The organism is Rhodoferax sp. (assembly GCF_010365055.1).
Classification (GTDB): Bacteria; Pseudomonadota; Gammaproteobacteria; order Burkholderiales; family Burkholderiaceae_C; genus Rhodoferax.
In genome coordinates this window covers 55,138-74,573 of the sequence record NZ_JAAFHA010000006.1, presented here as the reverse complement: position 1 = coordinate 74,573, position 19,436 = coordinate 55,138, and the positions used below count along the sequence as shown (strand labels likewise).

The 19,436-nt window shown below is 60.3% G+C and carries 17 protein-coding genes; 11 read left to right on the top strand and 6 right to left on the bottom strand.

Annotation, left to right across the window (positions count from 1 at the left end):
* Positions 1 to 79: 79 nt before the first annotated feature.
* From GZ093_RS03145 to katG, 7 genes are all read left to right on the top strand, one after another.
* Positions 80 to 1,042, top strand: a complete 963-nt coding sequence (locus tag GZ093_RS03145) for an alpha/beta hydrolase (RefSeq protein ID WP_296481939.1) — start codon at positions 80 to 82, stop codon at positions 1,040 to 1,042.
* Between the two features lie 14 nt (positions 1,043 to 1,056).
* Entirely contained in the window at positions 1,057 to 1,926 is an 870-nt protein-coding gene (locus GZ093_RS03140) for a YbgC/FadM family acyl-CoA thioesterase (RefSeq protein ID WP_296481936.1), read from the top strand.
* Positions 1,927 to 2,410: 484 nt separating this feature from the next.
* A complete protein-coding gene (locus GZ093_RS03135) occupies positions 2,411 to 4,198 on the top strand; it encodes a thiamine pyrophosphate-binding protein (protein WP_296481933.1) in 1,788 nt (595 codons plus the stop codon).
* 24 nt (positions 4,199 to 4,222) lie between these two features.
* Positions 4,223 to 5,026 (top strand): sugar phosphate isomerase/epimerase, encoded by an 804-nt coding sequence (locus tag GZ093_RS03130; protein ID WP_296481928.1) that lies wholly within the window; start codon positions 4,223 to 4,225, stop codon positions 5,024 to 5,026.
* Positions 5,027 to 5,056: 30 nt separating this feature from the next.
* Positions 5,057 to 6,526, top strand: coding sequence for an aldehyde dehydrogenase family protein (locus tag GZ093_RS03125; protein WP_296481926.1), 1,470 nt, complete (start codon positions 5,057 to 5,059; stop codon positions 6,524 to 6,526).
* A gap of 77 nt (positions 6,527 to 6,603) precedes the next feature.
* On the top strand, positions 6,604 to 7,386 hold the full coding sequence (gene aroD, locus GZ093_RS03120) for a type I 3-dehydroquinate dehydratase (RefSeq protein WP_296481923.1): 783 nt from the start codon (positions 6,604 to 6,606) through the stop codon (positions 7,384 to 7,386).
* Positions 7,387 to 7,712: 326 nt separating this feature from the next.
* Entirely contained in the window at positions 7,713 to 9,887 is a 2,175-nt protein-coding gene (katG, locus tag GZ093_RS03115) for a catalase/peroxidase HPI (protein ID WP_296481921.1), read from the top strand.
* 59 nt (positions 9,888 to 9,946) lie between these two features.
* Here the strand turns inward: katG and GZ093_RS03110 are convergent, their stop codons facing one another.
* Positions 9,947 to 10,747, bottom strand: a complete 801-nt coding sequence (locus GZ093_RS03110) for an IclR family transcriptional regulator C-terminal domain-containing protein (RefSeq protein ID WP_296481919.1) — start codon at positions 10,745 to 10,747, stop codon at positions 9,947 to 9,949.
* A gap of 369 nt (positions 10,748 to 11,116) precedes the next feature.
* Between GZ093_RS03110 and GZ093_RS03105 the strand changes: the two genes are divergently transcribed.
* Genes GZ093_RS03105 through GZ093_RS03095 form a run of 3 tightly spaced genes read left to right on the top strand, consistent with a single transcriptional unit; the run spans position 11,117 to position 14,121 of the window.
* Entirely contained in the window at positions 11,117 to 12,013 is an 897-nt protein-coding gene (locus GZ093_RS03105) for a 4-hydroxyphenylpyruvate dioxygenase (RefSeq protein WP_296481917.1), read from the top strand.
* Between the two features lie 5 nt (positions 12,014 to 12,018).
* The gene (locus tag GZ093_RS03100; RefSeq protein WP_296481915.1) at positions 12,019 to 12,897 is read left to right on the top strand and encodes a TIM barrel protein; all 879 of its coding nucleotides are present in this window, start codon (positions 12,019 to 12,021) and stop codon (positions 12,895 to 12,897) included.
* Between the two features lie 6 nt (positions 12,898 to 12,903).
* Positions 12,904 to 14,121 (top strand): lyase family protein, encoded by a 1,218-nt coding sequence (locus GZ093_RS03095; protein ID WP_296481912.1) that lies wholly within the window; start codon positions 12,904 to 12,906, stop codon positions 14,119 to 14,121.
* A 343-nt stretch (positions 14,122 to 14,464) separates the two neighbouring features.
* Here GZ093_RS03095 and GZ093_RS03090 read toward each other — a convergent pair whose 3' ends face one another.
* Positions 14,465 to 15,328 (bottom strand): PEP-CTERM sorting domain-containing protein, encoded by an 864-nt coding sequence (locus GZ093_RS03090; RefSeq protein ID WP_296481910.1) that lies wholly within the window; start codon positions 15,326 to 15,328, stop codon positions 14,465 to 14,467.
* A gap of 326 nt (positions 15,329 to 15,654) precedes the next feature.
* Here GZ093_RS03090 and GZ093_RS03085 point away from each other — a divergent pair, with 326 nt between their 5' ends.
* The gene (locus GZ093_RS03085; protein ID WP_296481907.1) at positions 15,655 to 15,813 is read left to right on the top strand and encodes a hypothetical protein; all 159 of its coding nucleotides are present in this window, start codon (positions 15,655 to 15,657) and stop codon (positions 15,811 to 15,813) included.
* Positions 15,814 to 16,290: 477 nt separating this feature from the next.
* Here GZ093_RS03085 and GZ093_RS03080 read toward each other — a convergent pair whose 3' ends face one another.
* From GZ093_RS03080 to GZ093_RS03065, 4 genes are all read right to left on the bottom strand, one after another.
* Positions 16,291 to 16,359, bottom strand: coding sequence for a DUF4113 domain-containing protein (locus GZ093_RS03080; RefSeq protein WP_296482030.1), 69 nt, complete (start codon positions 16,357 to 16,359; stop codon positions 16,291 to 16,293).
* Positions 16,360 to 16,576: 217 nt separating this feature from the next.
* Positions 16,577 to 18,157 (bottom strand): MFS transporter, encoded by a 1,581-nt coding sequence (locus GZ093_RS03075; protein WP_296481904.1) that lies wholly within the window; start codon positions 18,155 to 18,157, stop codon positions 16,577 to 16,579.
* 337 nt (positions 18,158 to 18,494) lie between these two features.
* Positions 18,495 to 18,791, bottom strand: a complete 297-nt coding sequence (locus tag GZ093_RS03070) for a hypothetical protein (protein ID WP_296481901.1) — start codon at positions 18,789 to 18,791, stop codon at positions 18,495 to 18,497.
* On the bottom strand, positions 18,791 to 19,372 hold the full coding sequence (locus GZ093_RS03065; protein ID WP_296481898.1) for an exopolysaccharide biosynthesis protein: 582 nt from the start codon (positions 19,370 to 19,372) through the stop codon (positions 18,791 to 18,793). The genes GZ093_RS03070 and GZ093_RS03065 overlap by 1 nt, the downstream gene beginning before the upstream one ends.
* Positions 19,373 to 19,436: the final 64 nt, after the last annotated feature.

Genomic DNA, 19,436 nt, shown 5'->3' with positions numbered 1-19,436 from the left:
TTCCTGCCGCTCTCAATCGGTGCCACTGTCGATTGCGTGTAGGATAAAAAAATGCACATCAACAAGAACCCGCGCCGCAATGAGTCACCGTCGTAACCCACGCACCTTGCTGACGCCTGCCATGCACAGCGTGCTGGACCGCATGACGCGTGCTAACCAGATGCCGCTGCACGCGCTCACGCCCGCGCAAGCACGCCTCGCCTACGAGGTCGGGGCCGGTTTTCTGGACATCACCGCGCCGGCGCTGCAGCGGGTGGAGAGTTTCACTGTACCTGCGCGTGATGGCCATGCTTTGCCGGTGCGGCTCTATGTCCCCAGCACCGAGCAGTTGCCGATCCTGGTCTATTTCCATGGCGGCGGTTTCACCATTGGCGGCATCGCCACGCACGATGTGTTGTGCCGCACCTTGAGTCATCTGGCGCATTGCGCGGTCTTGTCGGTGGCCTACCGGCTGGCGCCTGAACATCAATTCCCGGTCGCGCACAACGACGCCTGGGATGCTCTGCAATGGGTCGCCAGCCACGGCGCCAGCCTGGGTCTGAACGCCAGCCTCCTCGCCGTCGGGGGCGACAGCGCCGGGGGCACGCTGGCTTGCGCCTGCGCGCTGCAGGCCAGAGCCCTGGGCTTGCCGCTGGCATTGCAATTGCTCTTTTACCCCGGCTGCACCGCGCACCACGACACGCCTTCCCACAAAACCTTCGCTCATGGCTTCATGCTGGAGGAGGCGCACATTGAATATTTCTTTGACCAGTACATTCCCGCCTTGAAGGACCGCGATGACTGGCGTTTTGCGCCGCTCAATGCCCCGGATGTCGACGGTGTTGCGCCGGCCTGGTTCGGCCTGGCGGAATGCGACCCGCTGGTGGATGAAGGCATTTTGTACGCCGACAAATTGCGCGCAGCCGCCGTGCCGGTCGACCTGGAGATTTACCGCGGTGTGGTGCACGGCTTTGCCATGATGGGGCGGGCCATTCCAGAGGCGCGCCGCGCCCATCTGGACGCCGCCCGCGCGCTGCAACACGCTTTTCAGACCAACCTTTGAGCCAAAAAAGTCCCATGACTGACACCGCCCGCCAGCAGTTCCGCTTCGTCCACCGCCTGCGCGTGCGCTGGGCCGAAGTGGACATGCAAAAAATCGTATTCAACGCGCACTACCTGATGTACTTTGATACCGCCATCACGGACTACTGGCGCGCGCTGGCGCTGCCGTACGAGGCCACTTTTGTGGCACTGCAGGGTGACTTGTATGTCAAGAAAGCCACGCTGGAGTTTCACGCGTCGGCGCGGCTGGATGACCAGTTGGACGTGGCGCTCAAATGCAGCCGCATCGGCAGTTCGTCGATGCTGTTCACGGGCGCCATTTTTCGGGGCGAAGAGCACTTGATCAGTTGCGAACTGGTTTACGTGTTTGCCGACCCCGTCACACAAACGTCCAGGCCGGTGCCCACGTCCTTGCGCGACATCCTGCTGGGCTATGAAGCGGGCCAAACCATGATGGAGGTCGCGGTCGGTGATTGGCAGGCGCTGGGCGAGGGGGCGCGCACGGTGCGGGGCGAGGTGTTTGTGCAAGAGCAGCAGATTCCGATCGAGATGGAGCAAGACGCGGCAGATGAGACCGCGCTTCACGTGCTGATTCGCAATCGGCTGGGCCTGGCCGTGGCCACCGGGCGGCTGTTGCAGCCTGCACCGGGTGTGGGTCAAATTGGCCGGCTGGCGGTGAACCGGGTGCTGCGCGGGTCGAACCTGGGCCGCGCGGCGCTGCAAGCCCTGATGGCGGCTGCGGCCCAGCGTGGCGACCTTGAGGTGATGTTGCACGCCCAAAGCAGCGCGCAGGGTTTTTATGCAGCGCAAGGCTTCGTGCCGCGTGGGCCATCCTTTGTGGAAGCCGGGATCTCGCACATTGAGATGGTGCGCACCTTGCAATGACGCCTGAAAAAAACTATCAATTGAATAGCTACTGAGGCCCTGTCTTAAAGGGCCAGAGGCCAATTTCATATAAATTTTAGGGCAAGACCTGCCAATCCGAGCGTGCACTCCTGAATCGTCCGATTGCGCCAGAGGGCGAGCAGTGGAGGGTCTTGGGTCCAATGCCCTCATGCCAAGGTTTGGTCGCGAGGCTGTTCAAAGTCGTGAGGTTTAACGCGCCTGCTTGGCCTGGCGGCGCCGCCGCTTGTCACCAACACAGCACGCTAGGCGCTCATTCGCCTGAGATTGTCAAAAGTAGGTATTAACCCTTATTTGCGCTATTAATCGCACATTAACGTTCGATCAACGAACGATAATGGACAATTTAGTTCATTTCAAAAGCGCGCAATAGATAAAGTAACGAAGCTTTCTGGAATTTATCTGTTCATCGCACGTTCAAACCGCTTTCGATGACAACAAAGCCCTTTCACATCAGGAGACAAAAATGCAAGATCTCATTTCTCATCAACTCGTCAAGTACCTCGAAGACCGCGGCGTTGAGCATATTTTTGGCTTGTGCGGCCACACCAATATTGCCGTGCTGACGGCGCTTGAAAAAAGCAGTATCAAATTCATCAACACCCGCCACGAACAGGTGGCAGCCCACGCGGCGGACGGCTACGCCCGCGCCAGGAAAACCACGGCTGTGGTGCTCAGCCACCTCGGCCCTGGACTGACCAATGCGGCTACCGGTGTTGCCAATGCCGCGCTGGATTCAATTCCCATGGTGGTGATTGCCGGTGACGTGCCCAGCCACTACTACGGCAAGCACCCTCACCAGGAAGTCAACTTGCACGCCGATGCCGCCCAATCAGAAATTTACCGTCCCTTTTGCAAGCGCGTCTGGCGTGTCGAGCGCCCGGACCTGTTCCCTGAAATCATTGAAAAAGCATTTCAACTGGCTGAAACAGGCCGCCCCGGCCCCGTGCTGGTGTCCGTGCCGATGGACATCTTCTCCAAGCCAGTGGACGTCGAACTGTTTGCCAAGCTCAAGCGCCACACCAAGAAGCTGCACACCCCCAGCATCGATGATGAAGTCGCCACCCAGATCATCGAAGCGCTGGTGGCCGCCAAAACACCGCAGCTCCATGTCGGTGGCGGCGTGGTATTGGCCGACGCCACGGCCGAGTTGCAGGAGTTCGTGGACCACATGAGCCTGCCGCTGTCGCACAGCCTGATGGGCAAGGGCGTGCTGCCGGACGATCACCCGTTCATCCTGGGCATGACCGGTTTCTGGGGCACCAAATTCATCAACGACAAGTGCCTGAACGCTGACCTCGTGTTGGGCTTGGGCACGCGTTTTGCCGAAGCCGACTGCAGCTCGTGGGAGAACGCGTACACCTTCGACTTCACGAAATCGAAGCTGATCCACATCGACATCGACCCCAGCGAAATAGGCCGCAACTACCCGGTGCAAATCGGTGCCGTGGCAGACCTGAAGCAAGCGCTGAAGGTGCTCAACCGCGTCGCCAAAAAGCTCTACCCGCAAGGCTTCAAGAACGAAGCACTCAAGGCCGAGATGGCCGCCAACCGCAGCACCTTCAAGGCAGGCCTGGTGGCCGCACAGCAAAGCGACGCCTTCCCGATGCGCCCCGAGCGCATCCTGGCCGATGCGCGCGCCGTGTTGCCGCGCGACGTGATCATCACCACCGACGTGGGCTGGAACAAGAACGGTGTCGGTCAACAGTTTGACATCTTCACGCCCGGCAGCATCCTGACCCCCGGCGGCTTTGCAACCATGGGCTTTGGCGCACCGGCGGCCATCGGCGCCAAGATTGCCTGCCCGGACCGCGTTGTGGTCTCGCTGGTAGGTGACGGTGGCTTCGGTCAGAACCCGGCGATGTTGGCCACCGCGGTTGAAAGCAATGTGCCGGTCATCTGGGTGATCATGAACAACTGCGCGTTCGGCACCATCGCCGGCCTGCAGCTGGCGCACTACGGCACCACGGTCGGCACGCTGTTTTTCAAGGACGGTGAGCCCTTCCAGGCTGACTTTGCCGCCATTGCCCGGGCCTACGGTGCTGAAGGCATTCGCGTCACCTCTGCCGAGGAATTCAAGCCTGCGCTGGAAAAAGCCATTGCGTCCAACCGCCCCTTCGTTATCGACGTGGCGATGCAAAACGCCCCGGTGGAGACCGCGGGCCACTGGAACATCATGGACATTTACTCGCCCGGCAAGAAGGTTCACCACGCAGACACCAGCGCCATTGCTGGTGCTGGCAGCAAGAAATAAGCCGCTCAATTCAGTGAGATCATCATGAAACACACCTATTCATTGGCCCATCTCACCGCCATGGCGCTGCCGCCGGTGGATTTGATCGAGGTGGCCGCCAGGACGGGCTACGACTATGTCGGTCTGCGACTCTCGCGCGTGACCGATGCCGAACCGCTCTACCCGATCATCTCCAGCAAGACCGCCATGGCGGCCACCAAAGCCAAACTGGCGGACACAGGCGTGAAGGTGTGGGACGTGGAACTGGCCCGCATGGACCCCAGCCACGACGCCCAAAGTTACTACCCCATGCTCGACGCCACAGCCGAGCTGGGTGCGCACCATGTGATTTGCCAGTTGCCCGACCCGGATCGCGAACGCGCCCACGCCCGCTTTGCCACACTGTGCGACTACGCCAAGACGCTGGACATCACCATCAACCTGGAGTTTCCCTGGTGGACAGAAACCGGCAGCCTGGAAACCGCCACCACCGCGCTCAATACCGTGAAGCGCTCCAACGCCGGCATGTTGATCGACATGCTGCATTTCTTCCGTTCCAATTCCAGCCGTGAAGCGCTCAAGGCCTTGCCGCGTGAATGGTTTCACTCTGCCCATGTCTGTGATGGCCCTAGAACCATCGCACCGGGCATCGACAGCATCCTGTTTGAGGCCCGCAGCGACCGCTACTTTCCCGGCGACGGGGCCTTTGGCGTGAAAGAGATTCTGGCTTGCCTGCCGCAGCAAATCACCTACACCCTTGAAATCCCCGGCGACGCGCTGGCCGCCCAGATTGGTTTTGAAGAGTACGCCCGCCGCGCCCTGCTAACCGCCCAGAAAAACCTGGACTGATCCCCTACCCACTGAAACCGGAGACAAACCATGAGCAACATTCCCCCCGAACTCAAAAAGACCGAGATCAATGCCGAACAGCGCGAAGAACTCGACAGCGCCTTTGCCAAAGCCCGCGCTGCCTTGGCCATTATTGAAACTTACGACCAGGCGCGCATCGACCGCCTGTGCCAAGCTGTCGCCTGGGCCGTTTCCAACAAGAAAACCTTCACCCGCCTGGTGGCTGAAGGCATTGCAGAAAGCCGCCTGGGTGACCCGGACAGCCGCATGGGCAAGCGCATGAAAATCCGGGGTATCTTGCGTGATGCATTGCGCCAAAAGAGCGTGGGCATCATTGAAGAAATCCCTGAAAAAGGCATCGTCAAATACGGCAAACCCGCTGGTGTGGTCGCGTGTATCGTCCCCACCACCAACCCGGACCTGACGCCCGCTGGCAACGCCATTTACGGCATCAAGGCCCGTGACGCGGTCATCTTCTCGCCGCATCCGCGCGCCAAGAAGACCTCCTTCGAGACTGTGCGCCTGATGCGCGAGGCTCTGGAAAAAGAAGGCGCGCCGCCTGACCTGCTGCAATGCCTGACCCGCGTGAACATTCCGATGTCGCAAGCGCTGATGGCTGAAGCGGATCTGGTGATCGCCACCGGTGGCCAGCCGATGGTGCGCGCCGCCTACAGCTCGGGCACCCCTGCCTATGGTGTCGGTGCTGGCAATTCCACCATGATCATCGACGAGACCGCCAACATCGAAGAAGCGGCCATGAATACCCGCTTGAGCAAGACGTCCGACTTCGGCTCGGGCTGCTCGGCCGATGGCAACCTGATCATTCAGGAAGGCATTTTTGATGCGTTTCTGGCTCAATTGGTCAAAGAAGGCGGCTACATCGCCAACGACACCGAGAAGGCGGCGCTGCGCAAAGCCATGTGGGACGACGAGCTGCACCGCCTGGCCGACACTGTGGCCGTGGCACCGCAAAAACTGGCCGAGGCCGCGGGCTTCTCCATCCCCGCTGACCGCAAGTTCATCATCGTGCACGGCGATGCCATCGGCAAGGGCCATCCGTACTCGGGTGAAAAGCTCACCACGTTGCTGGCCGTGTACAAGTACGGCACCTTTGACGAAGCCCTGAACATGATGCGCGGCATTTACAACGTGGGCGGCAAGGGGCACTCCTGCGGCATCTATTCGTTCAACCAGGACCACATCCACCAACTCGCCATGGCGGCGCCCGTGAGCCGCATCATGGTGCGCCAACCGCAGTCAAAAGCAAACGCAGGCGCCTTCAACAACGGCATGCCCATGACCTCCAGCCTGGGCTGCGGCACCTGGGGCGGCAACGTGATCAGCGAAAACGTCAGCCTGAAGCACTACATGAATACCACCTGGGTGTCCGTGCCCATCAAGGAAGACCGCCCGTCTGACCGGGAGCTGTTTGGCGCGTTTTATGATCCGGCCATGGAAGAGGGCGAGTTCACAGCCGAAGACATGACCAGCGCCTGCTAAACAAGCCCTGACATGACGTAAAGTGGCTGCCGTGCGCTCTTGTAGCGCTGGCAGGCTTTTTTATTGAGGAGATCCTTATGCAAATCAACAAACCGATCGAATTGAACGGACAACCCATCGCTGGCGGCAAGTTTCCGCTGATCTGTACCCCGCTGGTCGGGCGCACGTTGGACAAGCTGATGGCAGAACTGGCTGTGGTGCTGCCCAAGAAGCCTGACGTGCTGGAATGGCGCGTTGATTATTTTGAGCAAATTGGCGATGCAGCCGGCGTCATTTCTGCGGCAGTAGCTATCAAAAAGGCAGCAGGGGACATTCCTTTGCTGTTCACCCGCCGCTCCACCATGGAGGGGGGTGAAAAGATCGCTTTGAGCGAAGAGCAGGTCATCGCCATGTACACGGCCGTGTGCGAGAGCAAAACCATCGACCTCATCGACTATGAAATGGCCAACGACGCCGCCAACATCGTGCGTGTGCGCGATGCGGCCAAAGCCAACGGTATCAAACTGGTGCTGTCGTTCCACAACTTCTCTTACACACCGGGTCTCGAAACACTGGCAGCCAAGTTCCTCACCGCCGATCAGTTGGGCGCCGACGTGGCCAAGGTGGCCGTCATGCCACGCGATCTGGACGATGTGCTGACGCTGCTCACGGCCACCCGCGAAGCCAGCAAGAAGCTGCGCATTCCGCTGATCAGCATGTCCATGGGGCCGCTGGGCGCGCTGACCCGCATGATCGGCGGTGCGTTTGGCTCTTCGCTCAGCTTCGCGGTCGGAGCCGCCGCCTCGGCACCGGGTCAGGTGCCGATTGAAGACCTGAACACCGTTCTGAGCATTGTCAACAAGTCCATGGGGTGCACCTAAATTAAGTGCTTTTTTGGCCTCTAGCCCTTGTCGTGCAGGCTTTTTGTGCTTCTATATTAATAGCAGTTATGCGAGTGCCGAAAGAGCGCACGACACCCAAGCCCACCGGGCCGGATCACCGGTTTGACTTTGTCCAGCATGGTGTTTTCCTATTGTCGTGATTGAAACGTCTTGACCCCTTGGTGTCTCCAGGCCATTCCAACAGGGCGCATTCAAGACTACAGTGGCCTCCCTGCTGCTTTTTTCAATGACCCTCAAGCCTGCGGCAAAGGGTCTGGAAGATCGCATGAGTATGTTTGTTGTCACTGTCACCAAAGGAGCGCGAAATGGAAAATATTGCAGAGAGTTCAGCTGGCAAGTGTCCCGTCATGCATGGAGGTGTCACATCGGCGGGCAGGTCTAACATGGACTGGTGGCCCAAAACGCTGAGCCTGGACATCCTGCACCAGCACGATAGCAAGACCAACCCGATGGGTGCGGACTTCAACTACCGGGAACAGGTCAGCAAGCTCGATGTCGACGCGCTGAAAAATGATCTCAAGGCCCTGATGACCGACAGCCAGGCGTGGTGGCCCGCTGACTGGGGCCACTATGGCGGCCTGATGATCCGCCTGGCGTGGCACTCGGCAGGCACCTACCGCGTCGCTGATGGCCGTGGCGGTGGCGGCAAGGGCAATCAGCGCTTCGCCCCGCTGAACTCCTGGCCTGACAACGTGAATCTGGACAAGGCCCGTCGCCTGTTGTGGCCGATCAAGAAGAAGTATGGCAACAAGCTCAGCTGGGCCGATCTGATCATCCTGGCGGGCACCATGGCCTATGAATCGATGGGCCTGGAGACCTTCGGTTTCGGTTTTGGCCGCGAAGACATCTGGCACCCCGAGAAAGACACCTACTGGGGTGCCGAGAAAGAGTGGCTGGCCCCGAGCGGCAGCGCCAACAGCCGCTACTCCGGTGAGCGTGCCCTGGAGAACCCGCTGGCTGCGGTGATGATGGGCCTGATTTACGTCAACCCGGAAGGCGTGGATGGCCAGCCCGACCCTCTGAAGACGGCTCACGACGTGCGCGTGACCTTCGAGCGCATGGCCATGAACGACGAGGAAACCGTTGCCCTGACGGCGGGCGGCCACACGGTCGGCAAGTGCCATGGCAACGGCGACCCCAAGCAACTCGGGCCCGATCCTGAAGCCGCTGACGTGCAAGACCAGGGGCTGGGCTGGATCAACAAGACCAGCCGCGGTATCGGCCGCAACACAGTGACCAGCGGCCTCGAAGGTGCCTGGACCACCCGTCCCACCCAGTGGGACAACGGCTACTTCGCCATGCTGCTCAACCACGACTGGGAACTCAAAAAGAGCCCGGCCGGTGCCTGGCAGTGGGAGCCGATCAACATCAAAGAAGAGGACAAGCCGGTTGATGTGGAAGACCCCAGCATCCGCCACAACCCGATCATGACCGATGCCGACATGGCCATGAAGATGGACCCCGAGTACAGCAAGATCTCAGAGCGTTTCTACAAAGACCCGGACTACTTCTCGGACGTTTTTGCCCGCGCGTGGTTCAAGCTGACGCACCGCGACATGGGCCCCAAGGCCCGCTACCTTGGCCCGGATGTGCCCAAGGAAGACCTGATCTGGCAAGACCCGGTAAGCCCCGGCCGCGCCGACTACGACGTGGCCGCCGTCAAGGCCAGGATTGCCGCCAGTGGGCTGAGCATTCCCGAGTTGGTGGCCACGGCTTGGGACAGCGCCCGCACCTTCCGGGGCTCCGACAAGCGCGGTGGCGCCAATGGGGCACGCATTCGCCTGGCCCCGCAAAGGCACTGGGAGGGCAATGAACCTGAGCGCCTGGGCAAGGTGCTGGCCGTACTGGAAGGCATTGCGTCGCAGACCGGCGCAAGCGTGGCAGATGTCATCGTGCTGGCCGGTAACGTCGGCGTCGAGCAGGCAGCCAAGGCGGCGGGGTTTGAGGTGACTGTGCCATTCGCACCGGGCCGTGGTGATGCCACACCCGAGATGACGGATGCCGCATCTTTCGAAGCGATGGAGCCAGTGGCCGACGGCTACCGCAACTGGATGAAGAAAGATTACGTCGTCAGCGCCGAGGAATTGTTGCTCGACCGCACCCAACTGCTGGGCCTCACCGCCCACGAGATGACGGCGCTGGTCGGCGGCATGCGCGTGCTCGGCACCAACCATGGTGGCACCCGGCACGGTGTTTTGACCGACCGGGTGGGTGCCCTGACCAACGACTTCTTCGTCAACCTGACCGACATGGCCTACACGTGGAAACCTGCCGGTAGCAACCTGTACCAGCTCTGTGAGCGAAAGAGCGGCGCGGTCAAATGGACGGCGACCCGGGTTGACCTGGTTTTCGGCTCCAATTCCATCCTGCGTTCTTACGCGGAGGTCTATGCCCAGGATGACAACCAGGAAAAGTTTGTCCGGGACTTCATCGCAGCATGGTCAAAAGTCATGAACGCTGACCGCTTCGACCTGGCCTGACAGCGTCAACAACAGACATCCCCGACACGGAAAGTTGCTTGCGGTGCCGGGGAGGTCCTTCAAATCAGATTGCGCATGGCCCTTGCTGTTTCCATCAGCACGGGCAGAACACGCTGCACCGCATCGTCGCTGCTCTCATGCCCCATGGGCATGGTGACGTTGAGGGCGCCGACCAGATCACCCTTGCGATCGATCAGCGGCACCGCCACGCCCCGGTATGTCAACTCCAGTTGCTGCTCTGAGATCGCCCAGCCGCGCTGGCGGATGCGGGCCAGCTCAATGCGCAAACGGTCCTTGCTGGAGATGGTGTAGGTGGTGTAGGCCTTGAGCTCATGGTGCGTCAGCCAGTTCTCCAGCCACTCCGGCGCGCGCATCGACAGCAGCAGCATGCCGGCCGCCGTCACTTGGGCTTGTACCCGCGAGCCCAACACGATGCCCGTGTTCATGCTGCGGCTTGAGCCGTTGCGCGCGATATAGACGATATCGTCACCATCCATCACGCTCACATAAGCGATCTCCTGCGTGCCCGATGTCACACGCTGCAGGAACGGCTGCACGATACGCGGCAACCGGGCTGACTCCAGATAAGCCTGACCGAGGCGCAGCACCCGCGGGGTGAGCCAAAACAGCTTTCCATCGCATGCCACATAACCCAGGTGCTGCAGGGTCAGCAGGTAGCGCCGGGCCGCAGTGCGGGTCAGACCGCAACGCACCCCGGCCTGGCTGGCGGTCATGCGCGGGTTGGCGTCGTCAAAGGCATCAATGATGGACAGGCCTTTTTCCAGCCCGGCAATCCAGTCGCGTTTGTCCAGCACCGCACTTGAAGCGCTAGTTCTTTGGGAAGTGATCAGGCTGGTCATGGTTGATGTCGGTTCAATCAGTCAAAGTCGGTCCATATTGATGGGCGTCGTTCGTTCGTTTATCACTTTTCATAGTTCATTTATCGTACGAAAACGGGTAATTTGCTCGCCATTAATTATTTAAATTGGGTAAAGTGCATCTTGAAATGCAATTATGAGCGATTAACGTATTAATTTTCAGCCGCAATCGGCAATGATGTCCCTTGATCGGAGCCGCACAGGCCTGAAATTTCTCAAGCCACGCGCTATCGACTTTCGTTCGCGAGGAAGAGAGGGTGCGACTGATTCGACTGTGGTCAATGACACCGCGAGTGCCTGGCCCATCAAGCATCGCATAATCACTTTGATTCATTCCAGAGGAACACCACCATGACGGCAGCCACCCTGATATCACCCAGCGCAGACCGCGAAGAGATGGTCGAAGAAGCCAATCCACTCGGCTTGGACGGCATCGAATTCATTGAGTACGCCACCGCCAAACCCCAAGCGCTGGGCCAGGTGCTTGAAATGATGGGTTTCAAACCCGTGGCGCGACACCGTTCGCGTGAAGTCTTGCTGTACCGCCAGGGTGGCATCAACATCATCGTCAATGCCCACGCCAAAGGCTCGCCCTTGAGCGACAAGCCCATCATCACCGCCATCGCCCTGCGCGTGCGCGATGCGACTGCCGCCTACCAGCGTGCTCTGGACCGGGGCGCCTGGGGTGTGCCCACCCACGTGGAAGTGATGGAGCTCAATATTCCGGCCATTCACGGGGTCGGCACCAGCCGCATTTACTTTGTCGACCGGCACAAACAGTTTTCAATTTACGACGTGGATTTCACCCCGATTCCGGGTGTGGACCAGTACCCGCCGGCCACCGCAGGCCTGCATTTTTTTGGCGTTGTGCAATACATCGGAAACGAACGCACTGAGGACTGGACCGAGTTTTACCGCGAGCTGTTTGGCTTTGGCACGCTAGCGCCCGAGCAGCGCTTTGGCATCTTGCCCAAAGGCCGGATTTTGCGCAGCCCCTGCCCGCCAGCGTCACGTTTTTACATTCAATTGATTGAGCCGGAAGCGGGCGTACTGGATGTGGAGGACGACGAAGGCTTGCAGCGCATTGGTCTGGGCAGTGCGGACGTGCTGGCTACCGTGGCTGAGCTGACCCAGCGCGGTGTCGAGTTCGTGGCCTCGCGCAGTGTGCAAACCAGCGAGCGCGGCGCGCTGACCAAGACCTGGTTGGGCAGTGTGAGCTTTGAGATTGTTCACGACCTGCGCGGCTGATCATCATGAGCAACGCGAATTTGAACGATTTCGGCATGGACAGCCGCTCGCTGGCGGGCTCGTTGAGCGTCAAGCTCGACGCCGTGCGTGCGGCAGGGTTTTCGCAGATCATGCTGTGTGCCCAAGACCTGGTGAGCCACCCTGGCGGGGTCGATGCCGCAGTGGCATGCGTGCACGCCAGCGGTTTGCGCCTGTCGGCCTTTCAGGCAAGGTGTGATTTTGAAGGTCAAACCGATCCTTTGCACGCCTACAAGCTGGACGTCGCCCAGGCGATGCTGGGGATGTGCCATGCTTTGAAATGCCGTTTGCTGGTGCTGCCGTCTTCCAGCCTGGCACCAGGTGCTGATAGCCCCCAGGCGCTGATTCGTGACCTGCGCCAATTGGCCATGCTGGCGATTCCCATGAACATCAAAGTCGCCTACCAAGGTTGGGCCGGTGGCGCGGTGGTGCAAGATTTTCTACAGGCCTGGGACTTGGTCTGCGAGGCCGACATGCCCAATCTGGGGCTGTGCCTGGACAGCCATGCGCTGCTGGCCGCCAACACGCCGCTAGAGGACCTGGAGATGCTCGACACCGACAAGTTGTTCTTGATGGAACTGGCCGACCTCTTGGGTTCATCAAACAGCCCGGACCAGGCGTTTCGCGTCTTCCCCGGCGACGGTGCGCACCGGGCGGAGTTAGCCACGCTGGTCACCACCATGCACACGCTGGGTTATCGTGGTGCTTACAGCTTGGCAGCTTTCAATGACGACTACGCTGCCATGCCCTCGTTGCATGTGGCGCAGCGGGCTCGCAGCGCAGCCTTGTGGCTGGGCCAGGACGTACTGCAGCGCTCGGTGCCTCTGCCCAACCAGATCCGCCTGCGCCGCGCGCTAGCTGCCTGATTTTTCATGAGCAGCCTGTTCGAGAGTTTTTTATCCACACCTGAGGTCACCGAAGCGCTCAGCGATCGCGCTGTGATCGCCGCCATGCTGCGCTTTGAAGCCGCGCTGGCGCGCGCGCAGGCCGGTGTGGGTTTGATCCCGCAAGCGGCCTCGCAATCCATCATTGGCAGCTGCAAGGTTGAGTTGTTTGATGTGCCAAAGCTGGTGCGCGAGAGCGCCCGCGCGCGTTGCCTGGCGACCCCGCTGGTGACAAACCTGCGCGAAACCGTGGCGCTGTTCAACCCGGATGCTGCCAGCCTTGTGCATTTGGGCTGCAGCGACCAGGAACTGGTGGACACTTCTCTGGCGTTGGTCATGCGTGACGTGCTCACACTCATTGAAGCTGATCTTGCCCAGACCGTTCATGCGCTGCTGGCTCTGGCGGCACAGCATGCGGATGACGCAATGCTGGCACGCAACCCGCAGCAGCCGGCGGCTGTCACCACCTTTGGACTCACCTGCAGCCAGTGGGCGGCCCCGCTGGCGCGCAGCCAACAGCGTTTGCGGTCTGCCGCGAGCTGTGCACTCAGTCTCAGCTTGGGCAGCGAGATCGTCACCCGGGCGGCATTGCAGGGCAAGGACGCGCTGGTCATGACCTTGATGGCCATGGACTTGCAGCTCAAAGCGCCTGCATTTGCCGGCAATCCTTCGCCTGATGAAGCAGTCGCATTGGCTTGTGAGCTGGGTGTGCTGGTAGGGAGCCTTGGAAAAATGGCTGGCGACATCGCCCACATGGCACAGTGCGAGATCGGCGAACTGACGCGAGCTGTCGCACCTGCTGTCTCCGTGCCCGGGGCAAAGCCAGTGCCGCCCGTGCCCATGGCCATGCTGAGCATGGCAGCGCTCGCAGCAGCGCAGCGGGTGCCGCAGCAAGTGGCGACATTGCTGGCCACCTTGTCGCGGACCAGCGGCACTGCCCCAGGCAACTGGCAAACCCAACTGGCGCAGTGGCCAGCACTTCTCACCGCGAGCCAGACCATCACCCAGGCCATGGCTCAAATGGTGCGCGGCCTGTACGCCGACACCCAGCGGATGCGCAACAACCTGGAGGCCGTGCGCGCCAGTCTGCCTGCCAAAGAGGCCAAAGCGCGCTTGTCCGCTGAGCTGGTGCAACAAGCGTCAGCTCTGACCCACACCCAGATCGCGGCCTTGTCGGCGCTGCGCCCTGCGGCACCACAGGATTGATGACCGGCGCCGTTGCACAACGGAAGTAAGCTGCGCTGCGCTGCTGACCTTCAATGGTGACGGTCAGCTTCCGAGAAGGTTGACTGGCTCCAGCAGACCCATCAGAGCCGTTAACGACAGGCAGCTTTCCGGTTGTCTACTTCAACTCCAGTCAGAAGCCCTTCGTGGCATTCCGCAACGAAATCCAAAGATGTCGCTCAAGCTCACGCCGCAATCGTCGCCTGCCTGCCCATAGGCCCACAACTTCAAATCGTGGGGCTGAGCACATGACGTGCGACAAGAAAAACCCGGCGTATGACCGGGTCTATGACCCGACGCGCAGCAAGCCGCGCTTGAGGTTGCTTCAGCTGGGCATCTTGCGCCGGGAGAAACCAAGGGCTGCCAGACCCAATCCGAGCAAGGCGAGGGTCGCGGGCTCTGGGACCACCGCTGCGTCGGCAACGCGTAATTCCGTGTTGTCGAAAGCGAGTGTTGAGAATTCGTTGAAATCGAACCAGCCGTACCGGTTGCCGCCAACGCCGGCGATGGCCGGCGCGGGGACACTCAGCGTCCAATCGTTTATGAGTAAGTCCGCGGAGTCCAAGATGCTCATGTCCACAGCCAGATTGCCGCCATTGTTGTAAAAATGGTGCTCAAAAGTGTACCAACCGCTCGCGGCAATGGCGACGGGGTCTTTGCCGGGATTCTTCGCATAAGCGCTGCCGGGCTGACTGTTGTTGCTTGCGCTGATTACAAAACGGCTGGAGCTGGCGCCGGGTCCGGTGGCGTCGTTATAAAAGCCGGCGTTGAAGATGAAATCGCCCAGATGGGCACCAGCAGCGTTGTTAATGGCTGACGAGAAGTCGAAGCGGGTATTGTTGGCCCAGCCGCCACCCACGTTGAGGTAGATATCGACCGAGGTCCAGTATTCCTGGAAGGTAGTCGGCACTGCGCCAGCGCCGTAGTTGTACCCGCCCCAACGCGTGAAGTCACTTGCACGTGCAGCGGTCGTTGCATGAAAACCACCGGTACTGGATGTGATTCCGCCGGTTCCAGAGCTGACGCGCGTCGGCGTTTCCCATCCCGCGATGTCGGTCTCGAAGCCGTTAAAGTAGATCGGAGCGGCGCTTGCCATACTCGCGAAAAGCACGCCGCTCGTCAGCGCGAGGGCGGCAGTAAACCTGAGCACTGGCGCTGAGTGCTGTTGAAGCCTATTGTCAAAGTTCATGTGATACCTGTTTTGGTTAATGCTGTAAGAAATTTGCTCCCACTTGTTTGCCTTTACTTCCGGCCGAAAGGTACAGCATTCAAGCCTTGGCTATGAAAGCAAGTTTCATGCCTAAATCGTAAGCCGTTGATTTTGTGTAATAAAATGTTTCAGTGACAGACGATGTGTAAAGAAAACCGACACATTTTGCCCAATTAAGCATTTTTCCCGTCGGCGGAATTTCTTTAGTTCCACAGACATGTCCCAATCATCTGAACCCATCCAGGACCAGTTCTTTGCTGCCACGAGTTGGCCGCCGCGCTCAGCGATCAGGGTAAGCGGGCCTGGTGATCGACACCGCGACACCTGGCGCAATAACTCGTGAAGCAAGCTCTTTGGACGAGGCGATAACCAGCGGCCTAGATGACGTTGAAGTTTTGTTGCGGGACACCAACCTCGACGGCTTGAGCGGGCTTGAAGGCATTGAACTGATCAAACGCAATTGACCATTGGCGCCGGTTTTGATGCTGTCGTTGCTGAGCGCGGGAGCAATAAAACCCAATATGACTGAGTGGTGCGCACCGAAAATTGCTCAGGGTGATTTGCCTTCCTGCTTCTTCTTTATGCAGGACAGAGGGAGATGACCACCATGATAGCTTTGGGCATTGTTCGACGCTTGTTTTTCCGTCATGGGTTGTTGGTATCAGAGATTGAAAGGTGCACTGGACTGACCCGTAACGTGTTTGTGCAATGCGGATGACCGTTATTTATGTAAGTGCCAACGGTCATCTGGTGGCATACCAGTGAGTGACTCTTGATGGGCGCTGGCGAGTGCAGCGATCCGAAAAAAATCGATGCCACATTACTGACGGTCAGGGTAGTGGGGTGGAGGTCGGGTATCGAGCGAGCAGTTTTGGCAAACCTATGTCAGCAACCGCCACATTGCCGCCTTCAAAACAGCCAAGTATCGGTCTACCACCCCCTCAAGCCCGCACCACCGGCATATTCGCCCAGCAGGTGGTGTACCCCAGCGTTCGCCGATCCTGCTTCATCGACCAAGCGCGTTCATCCCCCGCCAGCCCGGCGCTGGCCATGAGCACGTGCCACGGCCGTAACGCAGGTTCAGGCCGTCCAGCGTTGTCATCAGGTGGCCCGTCGTGGGCCGTGGGTGGACACCGAAACGACCGTACGCGAGCGAATCGGTTTCAGTCACGCGAAGACATCTGTCAAGAGCCGACGCGATCAAGCAGGGCCTTGACGGCCGCTGCCTCAGCGCTCGGCAATGTAGTGCGACATGCGCGCGCTTTCGCCGGGCGCCAGAAAGGCGCGTACCTCGACTTCAAGCGCCTGATCGGCCACAGTGGCGCGGGCGCGCTGGTGAAGGTAGCTGGCCCACGACGCCACAATGAAACGCTCGACATAGCGAGATGGCTCACCGAGGTCTCTGTAGACACGCCAGAAGGTGGCGCCGTCGCGCCGGCGGTGGGCCTTCATGCGGCTGATGGTGTCGAGAAATGCCTTGTCTTCGCCGGTGCGGATGCGGTAGCCCACCTCAACCGCCACTGGGCCAGCCTCTGGGCTGGGTTCGGCTGCCACGAGCGGTTCGTCCCACTGCGTACCTTGCGTCACTTCGTGGATCGCGCCCACCCGCAGCGGAAACGGACGCGCCAGCAGCGGGCCCGCTGCCATCAGCAGGCTGGCAGCGGTCAGCGCAGCGGTCAATCCGGCAATGTCGGACACCGCGCCCCAGAACGCTGAGCCAATGGCGAAGGCGCCCAGCGCGGCCACCATGTGCAGCGCCACCGCGCGCGAGCGCACCCACGGTGGCGCGCTGGCCTGCGTGGCGCTGTTGAAGATGGACATGGCAGCCATCCATGCGGCGCCACCCAGCGCCATGGCGCCATAGACCAGCACCGGCACGCGGACCCACGCGGCCAGCAGCATGACACCGGAGAAGGCCACGCAGCTCGCGCCGACGATGGCGTCCAGCCCGAAGCGTGCGCGCAGCCGCCCGACCACCAGACCGGAGGCCACGGCACCCGTCCCCAGGCAGCCCATCAACAGGCCGAAGCCTTCGGCACCCGTGCCCAGTTGGCGCTGTGCGATCACCGGCAGCAGCGCCCAAAGCGCCGAGCCGGCCGCGCCGTAAGCCGTCACCCGCACCAATTGCGCCAGGATCATGCGCGAGTGCCAGGCAAAGCGCAGCCCGCTGAGTGTGCCGCCCCACAGGCGTTCGGCCGGCAGGCGTGACGGTGGGTGCGGGCGCGGCGGCCAGCGGCGGATCGATTCCCACATCACCAGTGTTGTGAACGCCGTGACCGTGAATACCCAGCCCGCACCCAAGCGGGCAAACATCAGACCGGCCAGCGTGGGGCCGATGGCGCGCGCCGCGTTGTAGGCAATGCTGATGGCGGTGATGGCCTGCGGCCACTCGTCGCGCGGCACCGGGTCGACCACCGAGGAGTTCCACGCCGGCGTCAGCACGGCCGTGCAGCAACCACACACAAACACCAGGAACAGCACCGATGCTGGCCCGCCCCAGTCGCCCAGCACCAGCACGGCCAGCAAGGCGGATGCGGCCACCTGGGCTATCAGCGCGCCTGAGATCAGGCGCCCGCGATCAGTGGTGTCGGCCAGCACGCCCGCAGGCAGGGCCAGCAGGAACATGGGCAGGAACACGGCCGTCTGCACCAGCGCCGCCAAGAAGGACGAACCGGTGAGTTCGACCATGAGCCAGGCCGCCGCCATGGACTGCATGCCGCTGCCAATGAAGAAGACACCACCGCAAAGCCACAGCCCGCGAAAGGCGGGCTGGCGCAGGGGGCTCCAGATAGAGTGGCTAGGCGGCATGGGGTCATTATTCCTGAACCGGCGCAAGTCTTGGGTCAGGTCTGCACAACCCAGGTTCAAGCGGGTGTTGATCAGCTTGCGTTCAGTCCATCAGACTTGTGGGGCCACGGCAATTGTCGTCAACCAACTGCGGCTTCTAGGCTCCAACCCGGCCCTGCATGAGGATTTGGCGGTGGGTCACGCGTTCCAAAATTTCGTTGAGCGCTCGTCAGCGTGGGGTCGCTGAAGACCCAATGCTGTCATTCGAGGTCTTTCACTCGATAATCGCCTCGTGCCCAAAGCGGTAGTAGTGATTCCTGAGAAGCTGCCCCAAACCTGCCATTGGCCATGCCTTTACTCAAATCACCGTCACTATGCCCAGCCAAACCAATGAAGTCCATGCCATAAACCTGCTGCGCCCCGGAGTCCGCCACAAAGCAAGAACAAGAAAAACGTTGTAGGGCAAGCATGAAAAATGCACTATGGCAGCGAGCCCAAGGTCGCCACCTTGCGCAGCAATCATCAGTGCAGCAAAACCGGTCAAGAGGTTAATGACGCTGCCGACGATCAATATGTCGCGCCAATAAAGCTTGCTCAAAGACGCTTCGCCGCGCCACCGCGTGCCAAAAAAGCTGGTCGTCTTAGGCTTGTCCACTACAAGACCTGGGTGAAGAAATGCAAGGTGGGCTTGAGCATGGCGAAAACCACACCATAGACCACAAACACGGCAACCCCTGTGGCCGTGAGTCCAGAAAGTACCCAAAGGCCGTCACGCTCAAGCACCCCAAGCGCCATCAGGTTGATGGCCAAAGCAGGCAACACGTTACCCAGGGGAATTGGCAGCACCAGCAACACGGCGAGCAGCAGCGACAACAAGCCAACGACATACGCCATCGGCGGCAGGGCACAGCTGGTCAAGTGCGGACACAACAGGCCTTTAGCACGTTGTAGCCAGGGCACGATGCGTTGAACCAAAGAAGAAAAATCTGAACGCGTCATGGAGCGGTTCGCCACAAACTGCGGCAACCATAGGTCCCGGCACAGTTTCAACGGTTCTGCAAGAAATATCAGCGGGGCTCCCAAAATGGTTGATGTGCCAGGCGGCGTTGGCGAGACATTGGGGAACGAAAAAATAAACATCAAGGCACCGCTGCGTGTCTGCTGACAGTTCCCAAAGAATTGTCGATAGTGCACGACCGCACAGAATGCACCAGTTCGAGTTGAACAACCTGGCATTCTACAAAACGCTTTTTTTCCTGCTGTGCAGGCGCAACCCAGTTAACAATACTTGAAGCGAGTT